Genomic DNA, 26,422 nt, shown 5'->3' on the forward strand with positions numbered 1-26,422 from the left:
GAATATGAAAAAAATAACTGGTTTGACACAAAGCGAAGTGAATCAACAAAAAGAACTTGGAAATATCAATGTTTCTCCTAAGCCATTAGTGAAAACCAATCGACAGATTATTGTTGAACATGTTTTCAATTTATTTAATGCATATAACTTTGTGATTGCATGTGCTTTAGTAGCTGTGCAGGCATGGTCAAGTTTGTTCTTTGTTGTGATTGTGACTTCGAATACAGTTATCCGTATTTATCAGGAAATTAGATCACGTAATATGGTTGCTAAATTAAATTTGATTATATCTCCACAGACGAAAGTATTAAGAGATAATCAAATAGAAGCAATTGATAATGAACAGATTGTTTTAAATGATGTGATTTATTTAGAAACAGGAAATCAGATTTCTGCTGATTCGATTGTTTTGGATACAACTGTAGAAGTTGATGAATCATTATTAACTGGTGAAGTTGATCCCGTTCTTAAAAAAGTTGGTGATCATTTATTATCAGGAAGTTTTATTGTTTCAGGTGCCTGTCATGCAAAAGTTGAACATGTAGGTATTGATAATTATGCAACTAAAATTGCTAGTGAAGCAAGAAATCGTAAACCTGTTGTTTCAGAATTGGTAACATTTTTTAACAAAGTAACTAAATTCACAAGTTTTCTTGTTTTGCCACTAAGTATTTTTATGTTATATCAGGCTTTAATCGTTCGTGATGAATCTATTACAATGGCAATTGTTAATACATCCACAGCTTTATTAGGAATGTTGCCAAAAGGTTTAGTCTTACTGACAAGTGTTTCTATGGCAGCCAGTGTTGTGCGATTGGGTAAAAAAGAAGTTCTTGTTCAAGAAATGTTTAGTATTGAAACATTGTCTCATGCAGATGTTTTGTGTTTAGATAAAACAGGGACATTAACAGAAGGAAAGATGCAGGTTCAGGATGTGATTTCATTTGATCATTCATTGCCATATGATATTCATGAACTGATGACATCATTTGTAAATGGAAGTTTAGATAACAATGCAACCTTTCAGACTTTAGCTAATTATTTCCAGGGAAATACAAAATATGACACAAAAGATCGTATTTCATTCTCTTCTGCCCGTAAATGGAGTGCATCATTATTAGAAGGTGTGGGGACAATCATTGTAGGAGCTCCAGAATTTATCATCCCTGATTTATCCATGCCTCAGACAGTTGAAGAAGCAAGACAAAATGGGGCTCGTGTTTTATTGGTTGCCTATCACCCATCTTTTGATGCATTTGAAGATGACTTAAAGAATGCAATACCTTTAGCTGCTATTGTTATTTTTGATCCATTAAGAAAAGATGCTAAAGAAGCCATTGCTTTCTTTAAAGAAAATGATGTTGCAGTCAAAGTTATATCAGGAGATAATCCAGTTACTGTTAGTGCTTTAGCAGCGCAGGCTGGAATTGATAATCCAAGTCACTATATTGATGCGACAACTTTACAAACAGATGAAGATATTGAAAATGCTGTTATGCATTATAATGTGATTGGACGAGCAACCCCTCATCAAAAACATAAAATGATTTTAGCATTGCAAAGTCATCAGCTTAAAGTTGCTATGACAGGTGATGGTGTCAATGATGTTTTGGCATTAAAAGATGCTGATGTTTCAATTGCGATGGGTTCAGGTTCAGATGCTGCTAAGCAAATATCGCAATTTGTTGTTATTAGTGGTGAATTATCAACAATGGTTGATGTTGTTAAAGAAGGACGTTTGGACACAAATAATGTTGAGCGTTCCGCTTCTATGTATTATCTCAAAACAATTTATACAATTGTGATTGCAATTGCAATGGTTATATTAAATATGCCTTATCCATTTATTCCTTTTCAAATGACTTTATTAGATAACTTTGTTGAAGGCTTCCCATCTTTTATGATTTTGTTTGAAAAGAATATTAGTAAACAAAAAGAATCAATTGGTAGACATACTTTACGTTATTCAGTTCCTAATGCTATAGCCATTATATGTAGTGTGATTACAATGAGTATCCTATCCACGAGATTGGGATTAGATATGAATGAATTGTTTACAATCCTTTATTTTTCTACAGCCTTACTTGCTATTCATTTAATATATCGTATTTATTGTCCTATCAATTGGTATAGAGGTTTTGTTTTGGTTATTGATGTCATTGGGTTGATATTAGCAACGAGATTGTTTTGGGATTGGTTAGCTTTGGCACCTATTACAGATGTCTTAATAAAATATATTTTGGTTATTGTAGCTTGTGGTATTGTTTTATCAACAGTGATTTCTTATTTTATAAATTGTTATTTAGATAAAGAGTAAATCGAATGGTGAAAACCATTCGATTTTCTTTTTGAAATATGACTTTTGTCACTATCTACAATGACATTAATCATGTTAAAATAAAGAAAATGAGGTGAATCTATGGAACAACATGAAAAGAATAAAAAAGCATTAGTGGGAATTATCTTGACAATAACAGCAATGATTATAGGTTTGATAATAACTAGCTATATGGATCCACATGCTTCTTCACACAAAGTTTTTGGTGTGACTTATATGACAATGAATAATCCTTTTTATGAAGTCATCAATAATGAAATAGAAAAAGTTGTCAATCAAAGTGGTGATCATCTCATGACATTAGATCCTGCTTTGAATGTAGAAAAACAAAATCAGCAGATTTATTCATTTATAAATCAACATGTTGATGGCATATTTGTGAATCCTATTGATTCACAAAAGATCAAACCTGCACTTCAAGCTGCTAAAAAAGCCAATATTCCTGTTATTGTTGTAGATGCACCAGTTTTGGATAAAGAATTAGTCAATTGTACAATTGTATCAGATAATTATGATGCAGGTGTTCAGTGTGCTAATGATATGATGAATAGAATGGATAAAGCCAATATTATTCTTTTAAAACATTCAACAGTTCAATCAGCTAAAGATCGTATTGATGGCTTCTTAGATACAATAGCATCAAAACCACAATATCATATTGTGAATGAAGGTGAATGTGAAGGTCAATTGGAAATTGCCATGCCTATGATGGAAAAGATGATATTGAAAACAAGTCAGGTCGATGTTGTGATGGCTTTAAATGATCCTAGTGCTTTAGGTGCATTAGCTGCTTTAGAAGCACAAAATAGAGATGATGTTATTGTCTATGGAATTGATGGAACGCCAGATTTAAAATCATTGATTTTACAAAGTCATACAGTTGCTGGGACAGTTGCTCAGTCACCTATTTCACTTGGAAGAATTGCTGTTGAGCAAATGTATCAGGTGATTAATGGAAAAGAAGTCACAAGTGAAATTAAAATACCTGTTGTACTGATTAATAAAGATAATATTTCTCAATATGATGAAACGGGGTGGCAATAATGCGTAAAACATATTTTCAATCTTTAACCTCATTAAGAGTATTTATGATTTTATTAAATCTTATTATTGTTATGTTTTATGGAACAATTGCCTTATTAACAACGAAGTATATTATACAAAATCATATAGCAAGAGATTTTTTAGATGAAGTTTCCTATATTCCACATCATCCAATGCTGGTGTTTTTAGGATCAATTTTAATGTTTGCAATATTGAGTTATATTATTTATTATCGAAGTGAACATGAGATAGTCAATAAGAAAATGAATATTATATATAATGGAATTGAATTTATTGTTTGTGCAATGATTATTTATCTTTTATATATGGGATATAATGGAATTATTTTATTGGTTTTTTGTGATTGCATTTATCATTTAAAAGATGATAAATATTCAAAATGGTTACTGACAGCGATGGTTTTTGTTTATCTGTTTGCAAGTTATGATGTATTTTCGGCTTTTGTACCAATGACAAATATGCAACAATATATGCTGGTTTATGATGCCAGTATACGCAGTATGTTAATGATTGGTAAAAATATTTTAGAGACTTGTAATTTGCTTTTGTTTATTGTTTTTATTATTGTTTATATTGCTCAGCAAATGCAGGAAAATGAAAATATTACAAAAGAGTTATCAATGATACACCAAGTCAATCAGGAATTAAGAAATTATGCAGCTATTACAGAAAAAATTGGTGAAAATAATGAAAGAAAACGTTTGGCTCGTGAAATTCATGATACATTAGGACATGCTTTGACTGGAATTGCAGCAGGTGTTGATGCATGTATTGCGATGATTGATATCAATCCAGCAGCAACCAAAAAGCAGCTTCAAGTTGTTTCGAAAGTTGTCAGAGAAGGAATTGGTGATGTTCGCAATTCCTTGAATAAACTAAGACCTGGTGCTTTGGAAGCACATGGATTAAAGGGTGCTATTGAGAAAATGATTGAAGAATTTGCTGATGTTAGTGATTTGGAGATTTATCTTAATTATCAGTTGGAGCAGGTTGATTTTGAAAAGACAAAAGAAGATGTGTTATTTCGAATTATTCAAGAAAGTATTACGAATGCTTTAAGACATGGTGGTGCTGATAGGATTGATATAGATATTTATCAGCAGGATGATATTTTGATTCTTAAAGTTCAGGATAATGGTGTAGGCTGCAAGGACATTCAATATGGATTTGGATTAAAGCAAATGAGTGAAAGAGTGGCTATTATTAATGGAACTGTAATGTATGATGGAGATAATGGTTTTTTAACTGTTGTTAAAATACCAATACAAAGGGGAGAAAATTATGGTAAGAGTATTGATTGCTGATGATCAGGAATTAATTAGAGAGTCTTTAAAAATTGTATTATCAACACATGATGATATTGAGGTCATAGCGACAGCAGGTGATGGATTTGAAGTCCTTGATGTTTTAAAGCGAGAAAAGATAGATGTGATTTTAATGGATATTCGAATGCCTAGAATGGATGGTGTTTTTTGTACCAAGGCTGTTAAAGAACAGTATCCTTCGACAAAGATTATTATTTTAACAACTTTTGATGACGATGATTTTGTTTTTAGTGCTTTGCGTTATGGAGCAAGTGGTTATTTATTAAAAGGGGTTGGTATGCAGGAGTTATATCAGGCAATTTTAACAGTTGATCATGGTGGTGCAATGATTAATCCTGATATTGCAACCAAAGTTTTTCGTATGTTTTCTAAAATGACACAAAACAATTACTCAGTACAGGTAGATGAAAGTTCTTTAAATGATATTAGTAAACCAGAATGGCGTGTGATTCAGCAAGTTGGATTTGGTTTATCAAATAAAGAGATTGCTCAAAAACTGTTTTTATCAGAAGGAACAGTTCGTAATTATCTCAGTTCTATTCTTTCTAAACTTGCATTAAGAGATCGTACACAATTAGCTATTTGGGCTGTTCAGTCAGGTCAAACAACAAAGGATTTTAAAGATGAATAAAAAATATGGAATTATAAGTCTCATAATTATTTCTTGTCTTATTGCATTAGTGTGCTGGCCTCGAAAAGTTATATTAAGAATTGGTATTTTTGCTGGAAGTAACTGGGATGTGCCAAGTGGTGATTGTTATGTGATTATTGATGAAGCTATAGAACGTTTTGAAAAAGCTTACCCTTATGTTCAAATAGAATATGATAGTGGTATTCTTAAAGAAGATTACTCAAATTGGTTATCTGAACAATATTTAAAAGGAAATGAACCGGATGTATTTATGATATTGAATCAGGATTTTAATACTTTAAGTTCATTAGGTGCATTGAAAAATTTAGATCATCTAATGGAAAATGATGAATTTGATAAAACACAATATTATCAAAGTGCTCTTCAAGCGGGTATTTATCAAAATAATCAATATGCATTACCTTATGAAAGCAATCCAACGTTAATGTTTGTAAATAAAACATTATTAGAAAAAGAAGGAATAGAAATGCCTCATAATGATTGGACACTGAATGATTTCTATAATATATGTCAAAAAGTAACTAAAGATAGTCATCATGATGGAATGATTGATCAATATGGATGTTATAATTTTAGTTGGTTAGATTCTTTATATAGTCATGGTGTCCAATTGTTTGATGAAGAAGGACAGGAATGTTATTTAAATCAGGAATCAGTTAAGAATGCAATTGCCTTTATTCAAAAGTTGAATCAATTAAATCAGGGACATACAATTACATCTTATGAATTTGATCAAGGACAAGTTGCTTTTTCACCAATGCCTTTTTCACAATATCGTACTTATAAACCTTATCCATGGCGTGTCAAAAAATATTCTAATTTTGAATGGGATTGTGTAAAAATGCCTTCACTTTCTACAAAAGAAAATAGTACACAAGTCTCTTCTTTATTAATGGGTATATCATCTCGAACAAGACATACAAAAACAGCATGGGAATTTTTAAAGATGCTAACATATGATGAATATTCTCAAAAAGAACTTTTTCAATATTCGCAAGGGATTTCTTCATTAAAAAAAGTAACTCAATCACCAGATGCTCTTTCTTTATTAAATGAGGAAGATAGTCAAGTTGATATGAGTTTATTAAATGAAGTTATGGAAAATACAGTGAATCATAATCAATTTAAAAAATATGAGTCAGCACTTCGACTGGTTGATACACGGATTTTACAGATGATTCAAAATGATGAGGATTTAGATACATCGCTCATCACCTTACAAAAAGAAATAAACAAATATCTTAAAGAATAACACACATGCACATGTGTGTTATTTTTTGTGACAATTGTCATATTTGAATATGTAAAATGTCAGTCAAATATTATGACAAATGACAGATGGAATGTAAACGCTTTATTGGTAGAATGTAGATATCTTAAGAAGGAGGGGAATCAATAATGAAATATGTTGTGCTTGTGAGTCATGGTCAGTTTGCTAAGGGATTAGCCAATGCCTTATCTATGTTAGCAGGAGTAAGAGAGGAAGTTATCGCAGTTGGTCTTGAAGATGGTCAGTCGGCTGATGAATTTGCTTGTTTATTTCAGCAAAGTATCTCATCAATTACGAAAGAAGATGAAATTATCTTGTTAGGAGATTTGATTGGTGGTTCACCATTAACAACTGCTCTTAATGTCATTACAGAATTAAAAATGAATGATCATTGTGTTGTCATTGGTGGAATGAATCTACCACTTGCGCTTACAACTGTCTTGATGAAAGATGCTTTTGATAAAGAGCAATTGGTTGAACAGGTTCTTTTAGAAGCACAAGGGGCTTTAAAAGAATTAAAACTAGAAGTAAGTGAAGAAGAGGATATTTAAAGGAGGATAAAAAAATATGTCAGTTTCATTTATTAGAATTGATGATCGTATGATTCATGGTCAAACATGTACACGTTGGGCACGTGAATATCCATGTGATGGCTTAATTGCTGTGAATGATAAAGCAGCACAAAATGATGTTTTAAAGGCTGCTTATAAAGCAGCAAGTGGTAAGAAAACTTTTGTTTGGACATTGGATGATTTTCAAAAGAAGTCAGCAAAAGTTCTAAGTAGTGATACACGCTATTTTCTGATTACTAAAAACCCAATTGATATGTATAAAATTTTAGTAGAACAGGGGTTAAAATGTGGTATTGATACAGTGATTGTGGGACCATGTAATGATCGTGAAGGTGCTATTAAATTGGGGAATAATCAATCAATTACACAAGAAGAGGCAGATGCTTTTGAAAAGATGGCTCAGGCAGGATATCAGATTAAATTTGCTCTATTACCAGATGTTTCTATTGGAACTTGGGATGATTTTAAAGCAAAATTTGGATATTAATAATGGAAAAGGAGAATGATTATGGAGATTAGTTGGATTCAAGCCGCCTTGCTAGGATTATTTGCTTGTTTATCAAGTATGCCAGGTTTAGGGGGAACATCAGTAGGAAATTATACTTTGGGAAGACCATTGGTTGGTGGTTTGGTTTGTGGAATTATTTTAGGTGATATTGCAACTGGAATTTTAGTTGGTGTCGCTATGCAGGTTGTTTATATTGCTTTGGTAACTCCTGGCGGAACTGTATCAGCAGATGTTCGTGCAGTGAGTTATATTGGTATTCCATTAGCAATGATTGCGATTAAAAGTTATGGATTAGATGCTGGTTCAGCAGATGGTCAAGCCCTAGCAACTTCATTTGGTACGATGGTTGGGACTTTAGGAACAGTTTTATTCTATGGAACAGCAACTATCAATTTAGTATGGCAACATGTTGGATGGAGTGCAGTTGAAAAAGGTGATTTTAAGAAATTATATGTTGTTGATATGGTTTTACCTTGGATTTCTCATATTTTATGTTCATTTATTCCAACCCTTATTATGTGTAAGATGGGTGCTCCAATGGTTGATTTAATTAAAACTTATTTACCAATGGATGGAATTGCTATGATGACATTATTTACTGTTGGTTCATTATTGCCATGTGTGGGAATTGCTATTTTATTAAAACAAATTGTAACAAAAGCAGTTGATTTTATTCCTTTCTTCTTTGGTTTTACTTTAGCAGCAGCATTAGGAATTAATTTAGTGTCAGCGACAGTTATCGCTGGTATGTTCGCTTTGATTAATTATCGTATTAAGATGTTAATGGTTCATAAACCAGCTGTTGAGAATATTGATGATGATGACGAGGAGGATATATAAAAATGGATAAGAAATTAACAAAAAAGACGCTGACAAAGTCATTTCATAATTGGTATTATGGAAATCTAACATGTTTTTCTCAAGAACATATGCAAACATTTGGTTATTTATGTTCAATGTTACCAATTGTTGAAGAATTGTATAAGACAAAAGAAGAACAGGCAAGATCCATGAAAACCTATACAGCTTTCTTTAATACTGAACCACAGGTTGGATCAGTTATTGTAGGAATGACTGCTGGTCTAGAAGAGGCACGTGCAAATGGAGCAGAAGATGTTGATGATGAAACAATCAATGGTTTACGTGCCGGATTAATGGGACCATTAGCTGGAATTGGTGATTCATTGGTTGTTGGAACAGTTATTCCGATTTTATTAGGCGTGGCAATGGGAATGTCTTCAGGGGGTTCACCACTTGGTGCAATCTTCTATATTATTGTTTGGAATCTATTTGCTTATTTTGGAATGAAATTCTTATATTTTAAAGGTTATGAATTAGGTGGAAAAGCTGTAGAGTTCTTAGTTGGTTCACAAGGAGAAGCTTTAAGAGAATCAATTACAATGCTTGGTGGAATTGTTATTGGAGCAGTCGCTGCAACATGGGTAAATGTTCAGACATCATTTACTATGATTGCTAAAGGAGCAGAAAAACCATATTTAGATTTACAAAATACATTAAATAGTGTCTATCCTGGATTTTTAACAGCAGCATTTGTTTTATTATGTTGGTATCTCTTATCTAAGAGAAAAATGTCACCAATTAAAGTCATGCTTTTATTAGTTATTATTGCATTTGTTGGTGTTTTGGTTGGATTCTTCAATCCAGGATTAGCTTATTAGGAAAGGAGGTTTATCATGGAAGCCAAATTAAAACAATCATATATTCAAGAGATTCAATATCAAACACAAATGTTAAAAAATCTTCAAAGATGGTTAAGAAATTTATTTATTTTTTCCTCAATATCCTTAGTTCTTATTATTCTTGGAGCGTCTATTCATCCCATTTTAAAAATCATAGGTTATTTATTGATGATATTAAGTATAATTGGTTGTTTTCTAGTTGGACTTGGCTTTAAAAATGGTAAAGCAAATCTTAATAAGATCATAGATCAAGTAAAAGAGTGAGATAGAGACCTGTTAGTATTCATTTATTAACAGGTTTTTTTAAATAAAAATGCACATTGCTTGTTTAAATAAATAAGATGTGATATCTTATAGTTGGTTAGTTAAGACTAACTCTTTTGTATAAGTGATTTTGCCCTGTTAACCAACCAAAACAGGGGGAAAACTCTAAAGGAGGACAAATGATGAATAAGATTACAAGCGTGTATGCAAGAGAAGTATTGGATTCTCGTGGTAACCCTACTGTTGAAGTAGAGGTTAAAAGTGAAAGTGGAGCCTTTGGTAGAGCCATTGTCCCTAGTGGTGCATCAACTGGTGTTCATGAAGCAGTGGAATTAAGAGATAAAGATGAAAAAAGATATTTAGGATTAGGCGTTTTGCAGGCAGTTCAAAATGTTAATGATGAAATATCAAAAGTTGTGATTGGTCAAGAAGTAACTGATCAAAGAAAAATCGATCAGTTAATGATTGAATTAGATGGTACTGAAAATAAAGGACGTCTAGGTGCAAATGCTATTTTAGGAGTATCTTTGGCAGTTGCAAGATGTGCAGCAAATGGTTTAGGATTACCACTTTATAAGTATATTGGAGGAGCAAATGCCCATGTATTGCCAACTCCAATGATGAACATTATTAATGGTGGAGCACATGCTGATAATAACGTTGATTTTCAAGAGTTTATGATTTTACCAGTGAGCGCATCAACATTTAAGGAAGCAATCAGGATGGGTGCTGAAATCTTCCATGCTTTAAAGAAAGTCTTAAAAGCAAAAGGTTTAAATACAGCAGTTGGAGATGAAGGTGGATTTGCACCAAATCTCGCATCTAATGAAGAAGCTATTCAAACAATCTTAGAGGCTATTGAAAGTGCTGGATATATTCCAAATCAAGATGTGAAAATTGGAATGGATGTTGCAAGTAGTGAGTTTTATAAAGATGGTGTCTATACTTTACCTGGTGAAAACAACAAGTCATTTACTTCTCAAGAATTAGTAGATTTTTATGTAGAGTTATGTGATAAGTATCCAATCATTACAATTGAAGATGGTTTAGATCAAGATGACTGGGAAGGTTGGGCTTATTTAACACAACAATTAGGAAGTCGTGTACAATTAGTAGGTGATGATTTCTTTGTTACGAATACAAAACGTTTACAACAAGGTATTGATAAAGGTGTAGCCAATTCTATTTTGATTAAAGTCAATCAAATTGGAACTTTAACAGAAACATTAGAAGCTATCGAAATGGCACAAAAAGCTAATTATACAGCTGTTATTTCACATCGTTCAGGTGAAACTGAAGATACAACAATTGCTGATATTGCAGTTGCGACTAATGCTGGCCAAATTAAAACAGGTTCAGCTTCTCGTACAGATCGTATTGCTAAATACAATCAATTATTACGTATTGAAGATGAATTATCATCACAATCTCAATATGCTGGAATTTCAGCTTTCTATCAGTTAAAGAAGTAATGAAAATCATCACTTGATGAAGTGATGATTTTTCTTTTACAAAATTGCATACATTATTAAAAATAGATTTTTGAAGGGGGATTTAAAAAGGCTTGAAATCCACCTTCAAAATAGTAAGCTTTATAACCTAAGTTCCTTAATTGATAAGTAAGTTTTTTGGCAAGTCCACCACTATAACAAATCATATAGATAGATTTATTCTTATCTATTGTTGAAATAAAGTTCATAAAGTCATGATAGGATACATGAATGAAATTTTTAATATGCAGTTTATCAAATTGGAATTGATCGCGAATATCAATAAAAATAGCATCACTATTTATAAGCTGATATATTGCTTGTGGGTCAATGGCATAGTTCATAATGTCCTCCTTTTTATACTATATGTTTAAAAAGAAAAAGAGATAGGTCTATTTGTCTTGGGTGTGCATATGATATAAAGAAGTTGTTTGTAAAAAACTTCTGACTTTTTTCATGAAAAAGTGGTATAATATATAAGAAATCAACGTGTTGCTTGCTCAATCAGTTGAAGCTTGTGACACGTTGCTTTGTTTTGGTGAAGTAAGAAAGGAGATTTGATATATGTATAAGGAAAATGATATGATTTTATATGGTTCACAAGGGGTTTGTCGTATTGTCGGTATGACTTCAAGAGAGTTTGGAGGAAATATGATTGATTACTATATTCTTAAACCCGTTTATAGTGAAGGTTCTACAGTCTTTGTACCTGTTAATAATGAAGAATTAACGAGTAAGATGAAAAAAATCTTGTCATTAGATGAAGTCAAAGCTTTGATTCAAACTATGCCAGAAATGGAACTCATATGGATAGATAATGATAATCGACGAAAAGAAAAATATAAAGAAATTATTAAAAATGGTAATCGAAATGAACTCATTAGTTTAATTAAAACTTTATATAAGCATCGTGAATCATTAGTAGAGAATGGTAAAAAATTTCATGCAACTGATGAAAAGTTTTTACAGGATGCTGAGAAAATCTTATATGATGAATTTAAGTATGTTTTAAATATTAAAGAAGAAGAGGTTGTTCCATTTATTATTGAACAGATAGAAATGGTTTCGTAGGTACAAATTTGTACCTTTTTCTTTTGGAAATACGTGGATTTATAGTCTATTTTGTTGAATTATTATATTAAAAAAATTTAGCTTAATCTTTGCTTGAGAATTGGTTCACATATCTTAATAAATAATTGAAAATTAACTGCAACAATGTTATAATTCATTCATGGAGGGTTGACGAAAATGGATAAAAAAACAATCAAAGATATTGAAGTCGCTGGAAAAACTGTCTTAGTTCGTGTAGACTTCAACGTACCTAGAAACAAAGAAACAGGAGAAATTACAAACGATAATAGAATCGTTGCTGCTTTACCTACTCTAAAATATTTATTAGAACATGGACCTAAAGCAATTGTATTATTCTCACATTTAGGAAAAGTAAAAACAGAAGAAGACAAAGCTAAAAATGATTTGTCTGTTGTTGCACCTAGATTATCTGAATTATTAGGAGTAGATGTTAAATTTGTAAATTGTACAAGAGGTGAAGAACTTGAAAATGCTGTTAAAGAAGCAAACAATGGTCAAGTGATCTTAGTACAAAATACACGTTATGAAGCTGGAGAAAGCAAAAATGATCCAGAACTTGGAAAATATTGGGCATCATTAGGTGATGTATTTGTTGAAGATGCATTTGGTTCTGTACATAGAGCACATGCTTCTACAGCTGGAATCCCTGCTCATTTACCATCAGCAGCTGGTTTCTTAGTAGAAAAAGAAATTGCTTATATTGGAAAAGCTGTTAGTAATCCAGAAAGACCTATGGTTGCAATCTTAGGTGGAGCTAAAGTTTCTGATAAGATTTTAGTTATTGAAAACTTGTTAAAAATCGCTGATAAAGTTATTGTTGGTGGAGGTATGACTTATACTTTCATGAAAGCAATGGGGCACAGTATTGGTAATTCTTTAGTTGAAGATGATCGTGTTGAAGTTGCTAAAGAAATTATTGCTAAAGGTGGAGATAAATTAATCTTACCTGTTGACTCTGTTATCAACAATGCTTTTGCAGATTCTGGAGATATTAAAGAATGTGGTGAAGATGTACCTGATGGATATATGGGATTAGACATTGGACCTAAATCTGTTGAAAATATCAAAAAAGCTTTGGAAGGTGCAAAAACAGTGATCTGGAATGGACCAATGGGTGTATTTGAAATGGAACCATTTGCTAAAGGAACAATTGCTGTATGTGAAGCATTAGCTTCTTTAGATGATGCAAATACTATTATCGGTGGTGGAGATAGTGCTGCTGCTGTTATGCAATTAGGATATGCTGATAAAGTTTCTCACATTTCTACTGGTGGTGGAGCTTCATTAGAATACATGGAAGGTAAAGTATTACCTGGTATTGCTGCTATTGATGATAAATAATTAGGGAGAATGAAAATGAGAAAACCAATTATCGTAGGAAACTGGAAAATGAATAAAACAATTGCTGAAACAAAAGCTTTTGTTGAAGCAGTTGATGGAGCAGTGAAAGATACTGCTGATTGGGGAATTGCAACTCCATATTTAGCATTACAAACTGCTAAAGAAAATGCTAAGAATTTAATTGTGGCTGCTGAAAACTGTCACTTTAAAGATAACGGTGCTTATACTGGAGAAATCAGTGTAGAAATGTTGAAAGAAATTGGAATTGAATGGGTTATCTTAGGACATTCTGAAAGAAGACAATATTTTGGTGAAACTGATGAAACAGTTAATGCAAAAATGTTACAAGTTTTACATAACGATATGACTCCAATCGTATGTGTTGGTGAAACTTTAGAAGAATATGAAGCAGGAACAACAAAAGATGTTGTGAAAACACAAACAGTTGCTGCATTTAAAGATGTATGTCCTGCTTGTGCTGGAAGAGTTGTTATTGCTTATGAACCAGTATGGGCTATTGGTACAGGAAAAACTGCAACTAATGAAATTGCTCAAGATGTTTGTGCATATATTAGAAGCGTTGTTGCTGAATTATATGGTCAAGATGTTGCTGATAAAGTGAGAATCCAATATGGTGGATCTGTAAAACCAGAAGGATTAAAAGAATTATTAGAACAACCTGATATTGATGGAGCATTAGTTGGTGGAGCTTCTTTAGTAGAAGATTCTTACAAAGCTATGATTGCTGCATTAGATTAATAATGAATGAGACTCATAATTATATTATGGGTCTTTTTTTAATATAGAGAAATTTGAATCATGAATTTATCTGATAATAAAAGAAAGAGAAAGGAAGTCGTTATTTCATTGATTAATGCAATGATTATAAGACTTCCTTATTATTGAATAGGAGTTATGACTTTTTATTATGATATTTTATTTTATGATAGAATAATTCAGTTGGCTGATCACATAAAAGATAAAGATCTTCGCAGACATCTTGTATTGATATTTTATCATAGTTATCTAACCAGCATTTTGTATAACTGATCATAGCATCAATCATATAAGATATGTTTAATTTAACTTTAATATCTTGACAAAGAATATCAAAATCTTGAATAACAGATGACATAGGTTCTCTGATAACAGATTGAAAAAGAATTTCTTTAAATCGAAGGGATGGACATTTTAAAAGAGTTGAAATAATCAATCTGTTTTGATTCACAACCTGAATATACCATTGTGTACATTTTCTGATATCATTGATATCAGGTGGTGTGTTTTGAAAATCAGCTTCAATATCTTGATAAATACTGTTAATTAAGTCATCAATAGTTTGATAGTGGATATAAAAAGTATTTCTACTAATTAAAGCATTTTTACAAATTTCTGAAATTGTAACTTTTTGATAATCTTTTTCATTGATTAAATCAAGAAATGTTTGTTTTATTATTTTTTCAGTCTTGATAAAACGTAAATCATTTTTGTTCATTTTGTTAGATACCTCACAATTATAGGACGTTATGTATATTATATGACGAATTGATAAATATTGCAAATTGAAAAAATATTGCTCATATTTTAGAATGAATTTATAAAGAGATAAAGGAGGAAAATATGAACAGATTAAGTAACAAAGTTGCAATTATTACAGGAGCAGCACAAGGAGTTGGTTTAGCAACAGTTAAAATGTTTTTAAAAGAAGGTGCATTTGTAGTTGGAACAGATATTAATTATGAAAAATTAGATGAGAATATGAAAAAGTTAGGTGAAGAACATCTTATATGGTTTAAACATGATGTATCTAGCGAAGATGACTGGAAAAGAATTGTAGATGCAACAATTGAGAGATTTGGTAAATTAGATGTATTAGTTAATAATGCGGGATTTATTGTTGGTAAAAATGTTATGGAAGAATCACTTGAAGAATGGAACAAAGTTATGAGTGTAAGTGCAACAGGTGCTTTTCTTGGGATAAAGACATGTTCAAGTGTGATGGGAACTGAAGGACACAGTTCAATTGTGAATATTTCTTCTGGGGCTGGATTGGTTGGAGGTCCAAGAACCGGAAATGATGCTGCCTATAATACTGCAAAAGGTGGAGAAAGACTTTTGACTAAACATAGTGCTCATGCATTAGCGTCAAAAAGAATTAGAGTGAATTCAATCCATCCGGGGTCAATTATGACAGATATGTTGAAAGCGTATCTTGAAATGGATCCAAATTGTATGGAGAGTAGTAAACCATTTTGTCCTTTATATCCTCACTATTCAGAACCAGAAGATATTGCTAATGCTATTATCTTTTTGGCATCAGATGAGTCCAAAACAATTACTGGAGCAGAACTTGCGGTTGATAATGGATTAGCATCTTATTAAGTTTATGATTCAATAGGGTATAGATTTTACATCTATGCCTTTTCATATATAATGAAATCAAAGATGTAAAAGTTGTCAATAATGAATTTATTATATATAGAGGATAAAACACATCGAAAGAAGCATATAAAACATCAGTTTATAAAATAGTTCTTGCATGTTTCATTGAATTCGTGGATACTAGGGAAGTAGAAACGAGGATAATTATGAAATTTACAGAATTGAATATTGATAGAAGAATAAAAGAAGCGCTTGATAAGTTAGGATATAGTGAGACAACTGAAGTACAATCAATTGTCATTCCTGAATTAAAACAAGAACATGATGTTATTGTGAAAGCAAAAACTGGAAGTGGGAAAACGGCAGCTTTTGCAATTCCGCTTATAGATGCGGTTGTTTTTGAAGAAAACAAACCACAAGTTTTGGTTTTAACACCTACTAGAGAGTTGGCAATACAAGTTAAAGAAGATTTTGATAATATTGGAACTTATAAGAAAATAAAAACTTTAGCTATTTTTGGAAAACAGCCATATAAATTTCAAATACAGGATTTAAAACAAAAAACACATGTTGTTGTGGCAACACCAGGACGTTTGTTGGATCATTTAAAAAGAGGTACATTTGATGCAAGTTGTTTAAAATATTTAGTTTTAGATGAAGCAGATGAAATGTTGAATATGGGGTTTATTGAAACAGTTGAAGACATTATTGAACAATTACCTGTGAAAAGAACAACGTGTCTTTTTTCAGCAACCTTACCTGAAAAGATTCAGGAACTCACAGAAAGGTTTATGCAGGAACCTTTACAAGTTCATGTCAAACAATCACAAATTGTTGATCAGCAAATTGAGGCCTATGCATATGAAATATCAGGAGCTATGAAGAACGATTTTTTATTCAAATTAATTGTGCATGAAAAACCAGCAAGTGCCATTATTTTTTGTGAAACGCAGGAAAAAGTCGATACAGTTTATAATATGCTTATTAAAAATAGAGTTTCTGTACATAGAATTCATGGTGGCATGTTACAGTCTGAGCGTCTTTTGAATATGGAAGATTTCCGATTAGGGAAAGTTCAATTTTTAGTAGCAACTGATGTAGCTGCAAGGGGGATTGACATTGAAAATATTTCTCATGTCATAAACTATGATTTACCCATGGAACCACAAAATTATGTTCATAGAATTGGTAGAACAGCAAGAAATAATAAAACAGGAACTGCGATTTCATTCATCACTCAAAATGACCATAAACGTCGCATGCGTATAGAAGATTATACAAATTCATCATTTGAGATAAGAGATAATGAAACAATCTTACAAACAGTTGTGAATCATCAGTCATTAAGTGAGCTTAAAAAGAAGATTGTTCGTAAGACGAAAAAGAATAATGAATTAAAAAAAGATATAACAAAACTTTATTTTAATGTAGGAAAAAGAAAGAAAATAGCTGCTGGAAACTTAGTTGGTGCAATATGTGCTCTTGATGATTTAGATGGTGATGATATTGGTGTCATTCAAGTTCAGGATACATGCAGTTATGTGAGTATTTTAAATGGTAAGGGTAAAACTGTTGCTCAAAGACTTAATCAAACGCTTATTAAAGGCAGAACAATGAGAGTAGAAATTGCCCATAATGAATAGAAAAAAGAATTGATAGTCTATATTAAGAAATTCTTAAGAATTGTTTTGTTGACATTAATTTTTAAAATGTATACTATATGTTTATAAACGGAGGGACAAATATGAAATTGAAAGGAATAATAGCATGTTTGTGCGCTATGATGTTAGTTGGTTGTGGAACTTCAGATAAAACAGCAGGATCAACATCTTCAAAAGAACTTTATGAAAACCTAAATGGTAAAGAAACTCTAGCTGAAGTGATTAAGAAGATGAATAATGATGTTTCTTATGTGAAGAGTCTTACTGATGAAAATGGTAATATTGTGAATAATGAAACTTATAAAATAGATGGACAACTTTGTTTTGTATCTAAATCTATCTTTGAAGAAGAATCATATGATACATTGTTTTATACAATTACTCAGGGTAAAAATTTCTATTCACTTTATTTAGGTAATGATAATACATATAAATGTGATATTATCAATGATTATTCTAATATTGTAAATCAAATACATGTAGATTATTTAGCTGATAAAGCTTATGAAGTTTACAATGTAGAAAGAAAAGATGAAGGAGATCAAATCATTTTAACCATTCAATTAAAGATGACTGAGGATACAGGTGGTGGTGTTGATGAAACAGAAACACGTTATGCATCAAATACTATGACAATCCGTAAAGATGGTTATATGACTAAAGAAGATATTGTTTATTATACAGATGATCAATTTTCCAAAGCAACAGGTGATATAAAGACCATTACATATTCTGATTTTAATAGTAAGAATCAAAAAGATTTTGAAAAAGAAATAGAATTAATTGAATCTTGTGATGGATTAACAAATCAGGAAGTCAAAGAAAAATTAAACTTAACAGCTAATGGAGAAGCTTAGGCTTCTCTTTTTCATTATATGAAAAAAAGAGCTTATTTTTGGAATGAATTTTCAATATAAATAGTGATATTCAACATAATTTGACATCTTAAATCCAAAACAAAGAAAAGCCATATGAAAATATTTTGGAAACCCTTACAATAAACTCACATTAACAAATGAGAGGAGAGTTTTTATGAGTTTAGGTGATAAACTTACTGAAAAATTATTGATTGTCGCTTCAAAAATCAGTAATCAAAGACATATGTCGGCGATAAAAAATGCATTTACTGCATTGCTTCCAATTATTATTACAGGAGCATTTTGTACATTATTTTCAAATGTTGTATGTTCAACGACAACAACTGGTATTTCTTTAGCAAAATTACCAGGTATGTCATGGTTAGAGAGTTTGACTGGAATGTTTACAGCAGCAAATTATGCAACTTTGAATTTCTTGACTATTGGAACAGTTGTTCTTATCGCGATTGAATTAGGAAAACAATTAAAGCATAAAGAGATTGTTGTCCCTGTTATTGCATTGGCATCATATATCAGTTTATGTGATACATTCACAAATGTCACTGTTGAAGGTGTTGAAGATTTGGTAAATGTTGCGAATGTGATACCAAAAGAATTTACAAATGCACAAGGATTATTCTTAGGTATGATTGTTGCAATGGTTTCTATAGAAATCTATTGTCGTATGGCTGATTCAGGTAAGTTAAGTATTAAAATGCCTGATACAGTTCCAACAAATGTATCTCAATCATTTAATGTTTTATTTCCAGGTGTTTTAACAATTTTATTAATTTCTGGTTTTGGTTTATTATTCCAAAATGTCTTTGGAATTTCTGTATACAATGCAATCAGTGCTTGTATTCAAACACCATTACGTGGGGTTCTGACAGGCTTACCAGGATATTTATTGATCTTTGGATTATCATGTGTATTCTGGGTTATTGGTATTCATGGAACACAGGTTTTAAAACCTGTTTATCAAGCAACGATGTTAGAAGCAGTTGTATCTAATACTGATGCGGTACAAAATGGACAAGCACCTCAATTTATTTTAAATGAAACATTTATTTCTTGTTTTACAACAATGGGTGGTGCTGGTATTACTATTGGTTTGGTTATTGCTTTATTATTTGCCTCAAAGCGTGATGATTATAAAGCGATTGCGAAGTTATCTTTAGCTCCAGGATTATTTAATATTAATGAAACAATGACATTTGGATTGCCAATTGTATTAAATCCAATGTTTATGATTCCTTTTATTTTAACACCAATCTTAACTGCATCATTTGCCTATATTATGACAACAATTGGTTTTTGTGGCACAATGGTTTATGCTGTTCCATGGACAACTCCACCATTACTGATTGCCTGGTTAGGTTCAGGAGGAAGCATTGGGGCAGTGATTACTCAAGCTATTTGTATCGTGATTTCTATAGCTGTTTATTTACCATTTGTCTTTGTCACAAATAAACAAGCAAAAAATGAAGCAGAAAAATTAGTTCAAATCGAAGAATAGGAGAAACAATAACTATGTCAAAAAGAGTGAAAGATAAATATGAAGGTTTAACAGCTAGACAGATCAATATATTAAAGATGAAGGAAGAATTAAATAAACCTGATCCAAATGCTATAAAACCATTTGAAAAATATAAAATATTAACATATATATTTAATCTTATTTTTCCTCCCTATGCCCTTTATCGTATTTGGAAAAAAGAATCACCTTTTTGCATCACAGAACGTGTTGGTCAAACAATGTTATGTGTTATTTATATGCTTGCACTTATTTCTATGAAACTATAAGCCTGATTTCAGGCTTATTTTCATTTTATTAAAATATCAAACATACTTGAGAAAAGTTGTTATACTTGAAGTTGAAAGAGGGTGGCTTTATGATTATTGATAAAATGTGTGCACTTAAAAATTTAACATCTCAAGAGAAAGCAGTTGTTGAATATATTTTAGATAATCCAAAAGATTTACTTGATATGAATGTTAATGAATTGGCAAAGGCAAGTTATACTTCATCATCAACAGTCATTCGATTATGTAAAAAATTAGAAATGAAAGGTTTTGCTGATCTTAAATTTATTTATGCAGCTGAATTTCCAGTGATGATGAAACAAAGAGAAATGGTAAAGACAAAACCATTTGATGAATCATCTTCAATAGATGATATTATGAATACTCTCCCTTTTGTATATTTAAAAACAATGGATTATACAAAAAGTGTGTTATCAAGAAATACGATTATCAGAATTACAAATTTAATGAAACAGGCAAGAAGAATAGAGATTTATGGTGATGGAGTGAATTATGATTTAGCAAGAATGATGGCTTATCAATTTGAAAAAGTCCATAAAGATTGCTTTGTTTATAATGCTTCACATTGGGAACATATTAAGTATTTGGAATATCAAAAGATACCCACATTAGCAATTCTTTTGTCTCATACTGGGAAGAATCCAATGGTGATTGATGCTGCAAAAAGATTAAAAGAAAGTGGTATTAAAACTGTTTCTATTTCATGTAATAGTGATATGCGATTAGCCAATATCACTGATGAGAATATTCAAATTATGGATGGTAGAAATCAATTGGAACTATCAACAACAACTTTTACAGTTGCTGTTCAATATGTTTTAGATATTTGTATAACATCTTTGATGTTACATCATATGGATATCATTGGTGAAGTCAGTTTAAAATTAGCTAATGCTAGAGCAGAATGGCAAAATGAAAAAGTGAAATAAATATATCAAAATAACTTATCATGAGTTCATGATTTTGGAGTGTTGTTCCAAAATGAAGAAAAAGGCAAGTCAAAATCAAAAAATAAAGTATAATGATACTCAATAAAGGAGGTCATGTTATGACAAGACAATTTCCAGAAGGATTTTTATGGGGTGGTGCCACTGCTGCCAATCAATATGAAGGTGGATGGAATGAAGGAGGAAAAGGAGTTAGTGTCTCTGATTGTGCTAGACATCATTTAGATGTTGATGTTCAGGATTATAAGGCACATAATAGTATCACAACTCAGGATATTGAAGATGCTTTGTTATCTAAGGATGATTCTCTGTATCCTAAAAGACATGCATCTGATGGATATCATCATTATAAGGAAGATATCAAGATGTTTTCTGAAATGGGATTCAAGGTTTATCGTATGTCTATTGCCTGGACAAGAATCTTTCCTAATGGTGATGACAAGGAACCAAATGAAGAAGGCTTGAAGTTCTACGATGATATTTTTGATGAATGTCTAAAATATGGAATAGAACCACTAGTGACAATGTCACACTATGAACCGCCAATCAATTTGACACTTAATTATGATGGATGGGCATCAAGAGAAGTGGTTGACATGTTTGTCAGATATGTAGAAGTGATCTGCGAAAGATATAAGAACAAGGTGAAATACTGGCTGACATTCAATGAAGTGGATTCAATGATTAGACATCCGTATACAACAGGAGGACTGGTAGAAGATCGATTCCCAGGTCGCAATTTCCAGGAAGTGATCTTCCAGGCGATGCATCATCAGTTTGTAGCAAGTGCCTTGGCAACAAAGATATGTCATGAAAAGATACCAGGATCAAAGGTAGGCTGTATGCTGACAAAATTAACATATTATCCATATACATGTAAGCCAGAGGATGTCTTGCAGGCACAGCAGGATATGAGAAGTACATACTGCTATAGTGATACACAGGTCTTTGGAGAATATCCAGCATATCTGCTGGCGAAGTTTAAGAATGAAGGATTGAATATCAAGATGGAAGAAGGAGATCTTGATATTATGAAGGCATATCCAGTTGATTTTGTTTCATTTAGTTATTATATGTCATCATGTTCAGCAAAAAGTGTAGATGGATTAGACACAGCAGTGGGAAATACAGTCACTGCAGTTAAGAATCCCTATTTACCAGCAAGTGATTGGGGATGGCAGATTGATCCAATTGGTTTAAGAGTTTCACTAGTAGATTTATATGATCGCTATAGAAAGCCATTATTTATAGTAGAAAATGGACTCGGGGCTAAGGATGAATTAGTGGATGGAACAGTTGACGATCAATATCGTATTGATTATTTTGATGTCCATTTTAAGGAAATGTTAAATGCGATAGAGATAGATGGAGTTGATTTAATGGGGTATACATCATGGGGATGTATAGATATCGTGAGTGAATCAACAAAACAGATGAGTAAAAGATATGGATTCATATATGTAGATTGTGATGATTTAGGAAATGGAACATATAAGAGATATAAAAAGAAATCATTTGATTGGTATAAGAAAGTTATTGAAACAAATGGTGCTTATTTATTTGAAGAGTAATAACGGTGTTATTACTTTTTTCAAATCATTCAATAATTCTCTTATTGTATGAGTTGATTGTCTGATAAAAAAACTTTATACTAGGTGGGATTGGAGGTTCATTATGGAATTAAGTTTGTTATTAATGCAACAGATATGTCAGTTGTTTATTATGATTTTTTTAGGTTTTATGTTAGTGAAAACAAAAACATTAAGTACTCAAGATAGTAAAGTGATTTCAAAAGTTATTTTATTTGTTGTGTCACCTTGCGCTATTTTGACATCTTTTATGATTGAATTTACACCAGATAAATTATTTGGTTTAGGATTGGCTTTATTAGGAGCTATTATTGTTCATATTATTTATATACCTTTAACAGAGTTATTAGGGAAAATATTCGGGTTTGCACCGATTGAAAAAGCAACTATTATATATTCTAATTCAGGTAATTTAATTATTCCTTTGGTAGGAGCTATTTTAGGAAAGAAATGGGTTTTGTATACGAGTGGATATATGATTGTCCAAACCATTCTTTTATGGACACATGCGAAAAGTTTAGTATGTAATGAAAGACAATATGATATAAAGAAGATTTTCTTAAATGTGAATGTTATAGCAATTATGATTGGTATTCTTTTGTTTCTGTCCCAGTTTCAATTACCTGCTTTGGTTGTGACAACTTTTGATAAAGTAGGGAGTATGATAGGACCACTTGCTATGATTGTCATTGGCATGTTAATTGGTGAAATGAATTTTAAAGATATTTTTAGTGAAAAGAGAACTTATCTTATTTGTTTGATGAGATTAATTGTTTATCCACTTATAACTGTTTTGGTATTTCGTCTTACTGGTTTATCAACGATTTCATCTGATGCGAATCAAATCTTTTTGATTACTATTTTAGCAGCCAGTGCACCTGCTGCAGCAACCATTACGCAATTTGCTCAACTATATAACAAACATCCTGGTTATGCCAGTATTATGAATGTGATGAGTGTTATCTTTAGTATTATCAGTATGCCTTTGATGGTTATGCTTTATCAATTATTATAGTTGCATTCTTTTCTCAATTTGTTACAATAATAAACATTGAGGTGTGAGTATGAAGACATTAAAGAGAAAAGAACTCTTGTTTATAGGTTTAACATTATTTTCGATGTTTTTTGGGGCGGGAAATTTAATCTTTCCGCCATTTTTAGGGGAGCAGGCAGGCCATCTGGCTTGGCTTGCAATGTTTGGTTTTATTATCAGTGCAGTTGGATTACCAGTGCTAGGAGTGATTGCAGTCGCTAAATCTGGTGGTTTAAAAGCATTGGCTGGACGTGTCCATCCTCAATTTGCATTTATCTTTACGTTGCTGATTTATTTATCCATTGGACCATGTTTAGCCATTCCACGAACAGCAAGTACATCATTTGAGATGGCAGTTGTTCCTTTTATTGGTGATTATGGAAGCATTGCACAGATTATTTATTCATGTGTTTTCTTTTCAATTGCGCTCTATATGGCTTTGAATCCAGAGAAATTATCAGATCGTTTAGGGAAAGTTTTATGTCCGATTTTGTTATGTCTAATTGGGATTATTTTTGTTGGTAGTTTTTTTGCTGGAACTTTTCAATATGGTGCTAGTGTTGAACCTTATAGCAGTCAAGCATTTGTTCAAGGTTTTTTAGATGGATATCAGACAATGGATACAATTGCAGCTTTAAATTTTGGAATTATCATTGCTTTAAATATTCAAAGTAAAGGCATTAAGGATTCTAAAACAATTGTTTCTTCAACAATGAAAGCTGGTGTCATTGCTGGGATATGTCTAACATTGGTTTATTGTGCTTTGTTACATATTGGAGGACTAGCAGGATATATCAATGGTTATCATCTTAATGGGGCGCAAACACTGATGCAGTTTGTTCGCTATTTATTTCAAAATACTGGTGTGATTATACTAGGTGCAACTTTCTTTATTGCTTGTTTAAATACTTGTATAGGTTTAATTTGTTGTTGTAGTGAATACTTCTGTGAAATTGTTCCTCAAATCAGTTATAAAAAATGGGCATTTCTATTTGCGTTCATCAGTATGGTTATTTCTAATATTGGTTTAGATATGATTCTTAAGGTTTCTATTCCTGTACTCCATTTTCTTTATCCATTATCAATTGTTTTGATTGTTTTGGCATTTATACATCAGTGGATAGAGAGATATTCATATGTCTATCAAATCACAATGTTGTTGACAGGTATTGGAAGTATTCTTGGATTATTACCAGGACTAGGACTTGATTATCAATGGTTACATTATATTCCATTGTTTGATCAATCATTAGGCTGGATAGTTTTTACTGTTTTAGGGTTTTTATTAGGAATAGTATTTTCTAAAAAAGAAAATTAACTGATATATTCTCTAGTTTTGTCGATAGACTTGCAATTCAGTTTCAATATGTTATACTACTTAATAAATATAAGTCCTTTTAAAGGGCTTGTTTTCTTTATAATAATAAGGAGGATTTATGTTACTGAATATCATTTTATTAATTGTCGGTTTTGTTTTGTTGATTAAGGGTGCTGATGTGTTTGTAGAAGGAGCATCAAAAGTTGCTGCGTTATTACATATTCCACAGATTGTGATTGGATTAACGATTGTGGCTTTTGGGACAAGTGCACCTGAAGCGGCTGTGAGTATTACTTCATCATTTCATGGAACATCAGGAATTGCGATTGGTAATATTATTGGGAGTAATATTGCTAATGTTTTATTAATATTAGGTGTGGCTGGAATGATTGGTGAATTAGTTGTTAAGAAAAATACTTTCTTTATAGAAACACCATTTGTTCTTGTGATTACTGTAGTCCTTTTGTTTTTAGGATATGCAGATGAAAATATTTCTCGCATAGATGGTGTTATTTTATGGCTTTTCTTTTTAGTCTTTTTATATTATTTATATCGTTTAACAAAACGTGGTGATGATAGTGCAATTGATGATATTCCTGAATTAGATGAAAATGATCGTTTATGGAAACTCATTGTGATGATTGTTTTAGGAATTGTTTGTGTTGTTGTTGGAAGTCAGGTGACTGTTGATGCTGCCAGTCAAATTGCTCAGGCATTTGGGGTGAGTGACCGTATTATTGGATTAACAATTGTTTCGATTGGAACTTCACTCCCTGAATTGGTAACGTCAGTGAGTGCTTCTTTGAAAGGTAGAAATGATATTGCGATTGGAAATATTATTGGAAGTAATATTTTTAATATCTTGTTTGTGCTTGGAACAGCGGCTTTGGTTGCACCAGCTGGGATTCATTTTGCACCTGGTTTCTTAATTGATGGATTGATTGCAATTGGTGCTGTTGTTATGTTTATGGTGTTTGTTGGAAAGAATATGAAGTTGAAAAAGTATGGTGCTTTTATAATGTTGATATCGTATGTATGTTATTTGGTTTATATATTGTAAAAAAATTCATGAGAGAAAGGGTTTACATGAAAAATGTAAGCCTTTTTATTTGGATTTATGTATTATCTTGCTTGTTTTTTCACAAGGAATATAGTATATTTACATTGTAAATTAAATTAATATTTCGGAGGAAA

26 protein-coding genes are annotated in these 26,422 nt (G+C 31.6%); 24 read left to right on the plus strand and 2 right to left on the minus strand.

The genetic code is table 11. The features are described 5' to 3' along the window. The first annotated feature begins 4 nt into the window (after positions 1-4). The 11 genes from BN1865_RS11895 (at position 5) to eno (ending at position 11,166) form a co-directional block, all read left to right on the plus strand. Positions 5-2,317, plus strand: coding sequence for an HAD-IC family P-type ATPase (locus BN1865_RS11895; protein ID WP_050637457.1), 2,313 nt, complete (start codon positions 5-7; stop codon positions 2,315-2,317). A 102-nt stretch (positions 2,318-2,419) separates the two neighbouring features. Beyond that, on the plus strand, positions 2,420-3,382 hold the full coding sequence (locus BN1865_RS11900; protein ID WP_050637458.1) for a sugar ABC transporter substrate-binding protein: 963 nt from the start codon (positions 2,420-2,422) through the stop codon (positions 3,380-3,382). Continuing rightward, positions 3,382-4,707 carry a sensor histidine kinase gene (locus tag BN1865_RS11905; RefSeq protein ID WP_050637459.1) on the plus strand — a complete coding sequence of 442 codons (1,326 nt, stop codon included), beginning with the start codon at positions 3,382-3,384 and terminating at the stop codon, positions 4,705-4,707. Before BN1865_RS11900 ends, BN1865_RS11905 begins: the two co-directional genes overlap by 1 nt. Next, positions 4,685-5,359 carry a response regulator transcription factor gene (locus BN1865_RS11910; RefSeq protein WP_050637460.1) on the plus strand — a complete coding sequence of 225 codons (675 nt, stop codon included), beginning with the start codon at positions 4,685-4,687 and terminating at the stop codon, positions 5,357-5,359. Before BN1865_RS11905 ends, BN1865_RS11910 begins: the two co-directional genes overlap by 23 nt. Then, positions 5,352-6,632: an ABC transporter substrate-binding protein gene (locus tag BN1865_RS11915; protein ID WP_050637461.1), complete on the plus strand. Its 1,281-nt coding sequence runs from the start codon at positions 5,352-5,354 to the stop codon at positions 6,630-6,632. The genes BN1865_RS11910 and BN1865_RS11915 overlap by 8 nt, the downstream gene beginning before the upstream one ends. 146 nt (positions 6,633-6,778) lie before the next feature. Then, entirely contained in the window at positions 6,779-7,201 is a 423-nt protein-coding gene (locus BN1865_RS11920; RefSeq protein ID WP_050637462.1) for a PTS sugar transporter subunit IIA, read from the plus strand. Between the two features lie 16 nt (positions 7,202-7,217). After that, a complete protein-coding gene (locus BN1865_RS11925) occupies positions 7,218-7,709 on the plus strand; it encodes a PTS sugar transporter subunit IIB (RefSeq protein WP_050637463.1) in 492 nt (163 codons plus the stop codon). Positions 7,710-7,730: 21 nt separating this feature from the next. Beyond that, a complete protein-coding gene (locus BN1865_RS11930) occupies positions 7,731-8,570 on the plus strand; it encodes a PTS mannose/fructose/sorbose/N-acetylgalactosamine transporter subunit IIC (RefSeq protein WP_050637464.1) in 840 nt (279 codons plus the stop codon). A gap of 2 nt (positions 8,571-8,572) precedes the next feature. Then, the gene (locus BN1865_RS11935; RefSeq protein WP_050637465.1) at positions 8,573-9,409 is read left to right on the plus strand and encodes a PTS system mannose/fructose/sorbose family transporter subunit IID; all 837 of its coding nucleotides are present in this window, start codon (positions 8,573-8,575) and stop codon (positions 9,407-9,409) included. 15 nt (positions 9,410-9,424) lie between these two features. After that, a complete protein-coding gene (locus tag BN1865_RS11940) occupies positions 9,425-9,694 on the plus strand; it encodes a hypothetical protein (RefSeq protein WP_050637466.1) in 270 nt (89 codons plus the stop codon). Positions 9,695-9,876: 182 nt separating this feature from the next. Then, entirely contained in the window at positions 9,877-11,166 is a 1,290-nt protein-coding gene (eno, locus tag BN1865_RS11945) for a phosphopyruvate hydratase (protein WP_050637467.1), read from the plus strand. Positions 11,167-11,222: 56 nt separating this feature from the next. Here the strand turns inward: eno and BN1865_RS11950 are convergent, their stop codons facing one another. Beyond that, complete coding sequence (locus tag BN1865_RS11950) at positions 11,223-11,528, minus strand: rhodanese-like domain-containing protein (protein WP_050637468.1); 306 nt, start codon at positions 11,526-11,528, stop codon at positions 11,223-11,225. Between the two features lie 220 nt (positions 11,529-11,748). Between BN1865_RS11950 and BN1865_RS11955 the strand changes: the two genes are divergently transcribed. From BN1865_RS11955 to tpiA, 3 genes are all read left to right on the plus strand, one after another. Next, on the plus strand, positions 11,749-12,255 hold the full coding sequence (locus BN1865_RS11955) for a CarD family transcriptional regulator (protein WP_050637469.1): 507 nt from the start codon (positions 11,749-11,751) through the stop codon (positions 12,253-12,255). A gap of 177 nt (positions 12,256-12,432) precedes the next feature. Further along, on the plus strand, positions 12,433-13,617 hold the full coding sequence (locus tag BN1865_RS11960; protein ID WP_050637470.1) for a phosphoglycerate kinase: 1,185 nt from the start codon (positions 12,433-12,435) through the stop codon (positions 13,615-13,617). Positions 13,618-13,632: 15 nt separating this feature from the next. Further along, complete coding sequence (gene tpiA, locus BN1865_RS11965) at positions 13,633-14,376, plus strand: triose-phosphate isomerase (RefSeq protein ID WP_050637471.1); 744 nt, start codon at positions 13,633-13,635, stop codon at positions 14,374-14,376. A 154-nt stretch (positions 14,377-14,530) separates the two neighbouring features. On the opposite strand, the gene BN1865_RS11970 is transcribed toward tpiA, so the two are convergent. Further along, the gene (locus BN1865_RS11970; protein ID WP_050637472.1) at positions 14,531-15,112 is read right to left on the minus strand and encodes a TetR/AcrR family transcriptional regulator; all 582 of its coding nucleotides are present in this window, start codon (positions 15,110-15,112) and stop codon (positions 14,531-14,533) included. A 125-nt stretch (positions 15,113-15,237) separates the two neighbouring features. Here BN1865_RS11970 and BN1865_RS11975 point away from each other — a divergent pair, with 125 nt between their 5' ends. The 10 genes from BN1865_RS11975 (at position 15,238) to BN1865_RS12020 (ending at position 26,288) form a co-directional block, all read left to right on the plus strand. Then, positions 15,238-15,999: an SDR family oxidoreductase gene (locus tag BN1865_RS11975; protein WP_050637473.1), complete on the plus strand. Its 762-nt coding sequence runs from the start codon at positions 15,238-15,240 to the stop codon at positions 15,997-15,999. A 206-nt stretch (positions 16,000-16,205) separates the two neighbouring features. Next, positions 16,206-17,642 (plus strand): DEAD/DEAH box helicase, encoded by a 1,437-nt coding sequence (locus BN1865_RS11980; protein ID WP_050637474.1) that lies wholly within the window; start codon positions 16,206-16,208, stop codon positions 17,640-17,642. A 101-nt stretch (positions 17,643-17,743) separates the two neighbouring features. After that, the gene (locus BN1865_RS11985) at positions 17,744-18,517 is read left to right on the plus strand and encodes a hypothetical protein (protein ID WP_050637475.1); all 774 of its coding nucleotides are present in this window, start codon (positions 17,744-17,746) and stop codon (positions 18,515-18,517) included. A gap of 175 nt (positions 18,518-18,692) precedes the next feature. After that, positions 18,693-20,033: a PTS sugar transporter subunit IIC gene (locus BN1865_RS11990; RefSeq protein WP_050637476.1), complete on the plus strand. Its 1,341-nt coding sequence runs from the start codon at positions 18,693-18,695 to the stop codon at positions 20,031-20,033. 14 nt (positions 20,034-20,047) lie between these two features. After that, on the plus strand, positions 20,048-20,320 hold the full coding sequence (locus BN1865_RS11995; RefSeq protein ID WP_050637477.1) for a hypothetical protein: 273 nt from the start codon (positions 20,048-20,050) through the stop codon (positions 20,318-20,320). A gap of 89 nt (positions 20,321-20,409) precedes the next feature. Next, a complete protein-coding gene (locus tag BN1865_RS12000) occupies positions 20,410-21,270 on the plus strand; it encodes a MurR/RpiR family transcriptional regulator (RefSeq protein WP_050637478.1) in 861 nt (286 codons plus the stop codon). Positions 21,271-21,389: 119 nt separating this feature from the next. Then, the gene (locus BN1865_RS12005; protein WP_050637479.1) at positions 21,390-22,859 is read left to right on the plus strand and encodes a glycoside hydrolase family 1 protein; all 1,470 of its coding nucleotides are present in this window, start codon (positions 21,390-21,392) and stop codon (positions 22,857-22,859) included. A gap of 103 nt (positions 22,860-22,962) precedes the next feature. After that, positions 22,963-23,892: an AEC family transporter gene (locus tag BN1865_RS12010; RefSeq protein WP_050637480.1), complete on the plus strand. Its 930-nt coding sequence runs from the start codon at positions 22,963-22,965 to the stop codon at positions 23,890-23,892. A 49-nt stretch (positions 23,893-23,941) separates the two neighbouring features. Next, complete coding sequence (gene brnQ, locus BN1865_RS12015) at positions 23,942-25,228, plus strand: branched-chain amino acid transport system II carrier protein (protein ID WP_050637481.1); 1,287 nt, start codon at positions 23,942-23,944, stop codon at positions 25,226-25,228. Between the two features lie 118 nt (positions 25,229-25,346). Then, positions 25,347-26,288 (plus strand): calcium/sodium antiporter, encoded by a 942-nt coding sequence (locus BN1865_RS12020; RefSeq protein ID WP_050637482.1) that lies wholly within the window; start codon positions 25,347-25,349, stop codon positions 26,286-26,288. The last annotated feature ends 134 nt before the right edge of the window (positions 26,289-26,422 follow it).

The sequence above is a fragment of the Candidatus Stoquefichus sp. SB1 genome (assembly GCF_001244545.1).
In the GTDB taxonomy this organism is placed as follows: Bacteria; Bacillota_I; Bacilli_A; order Erysipelotrichales; family Coprobacillaceae; genus Stoquefichus.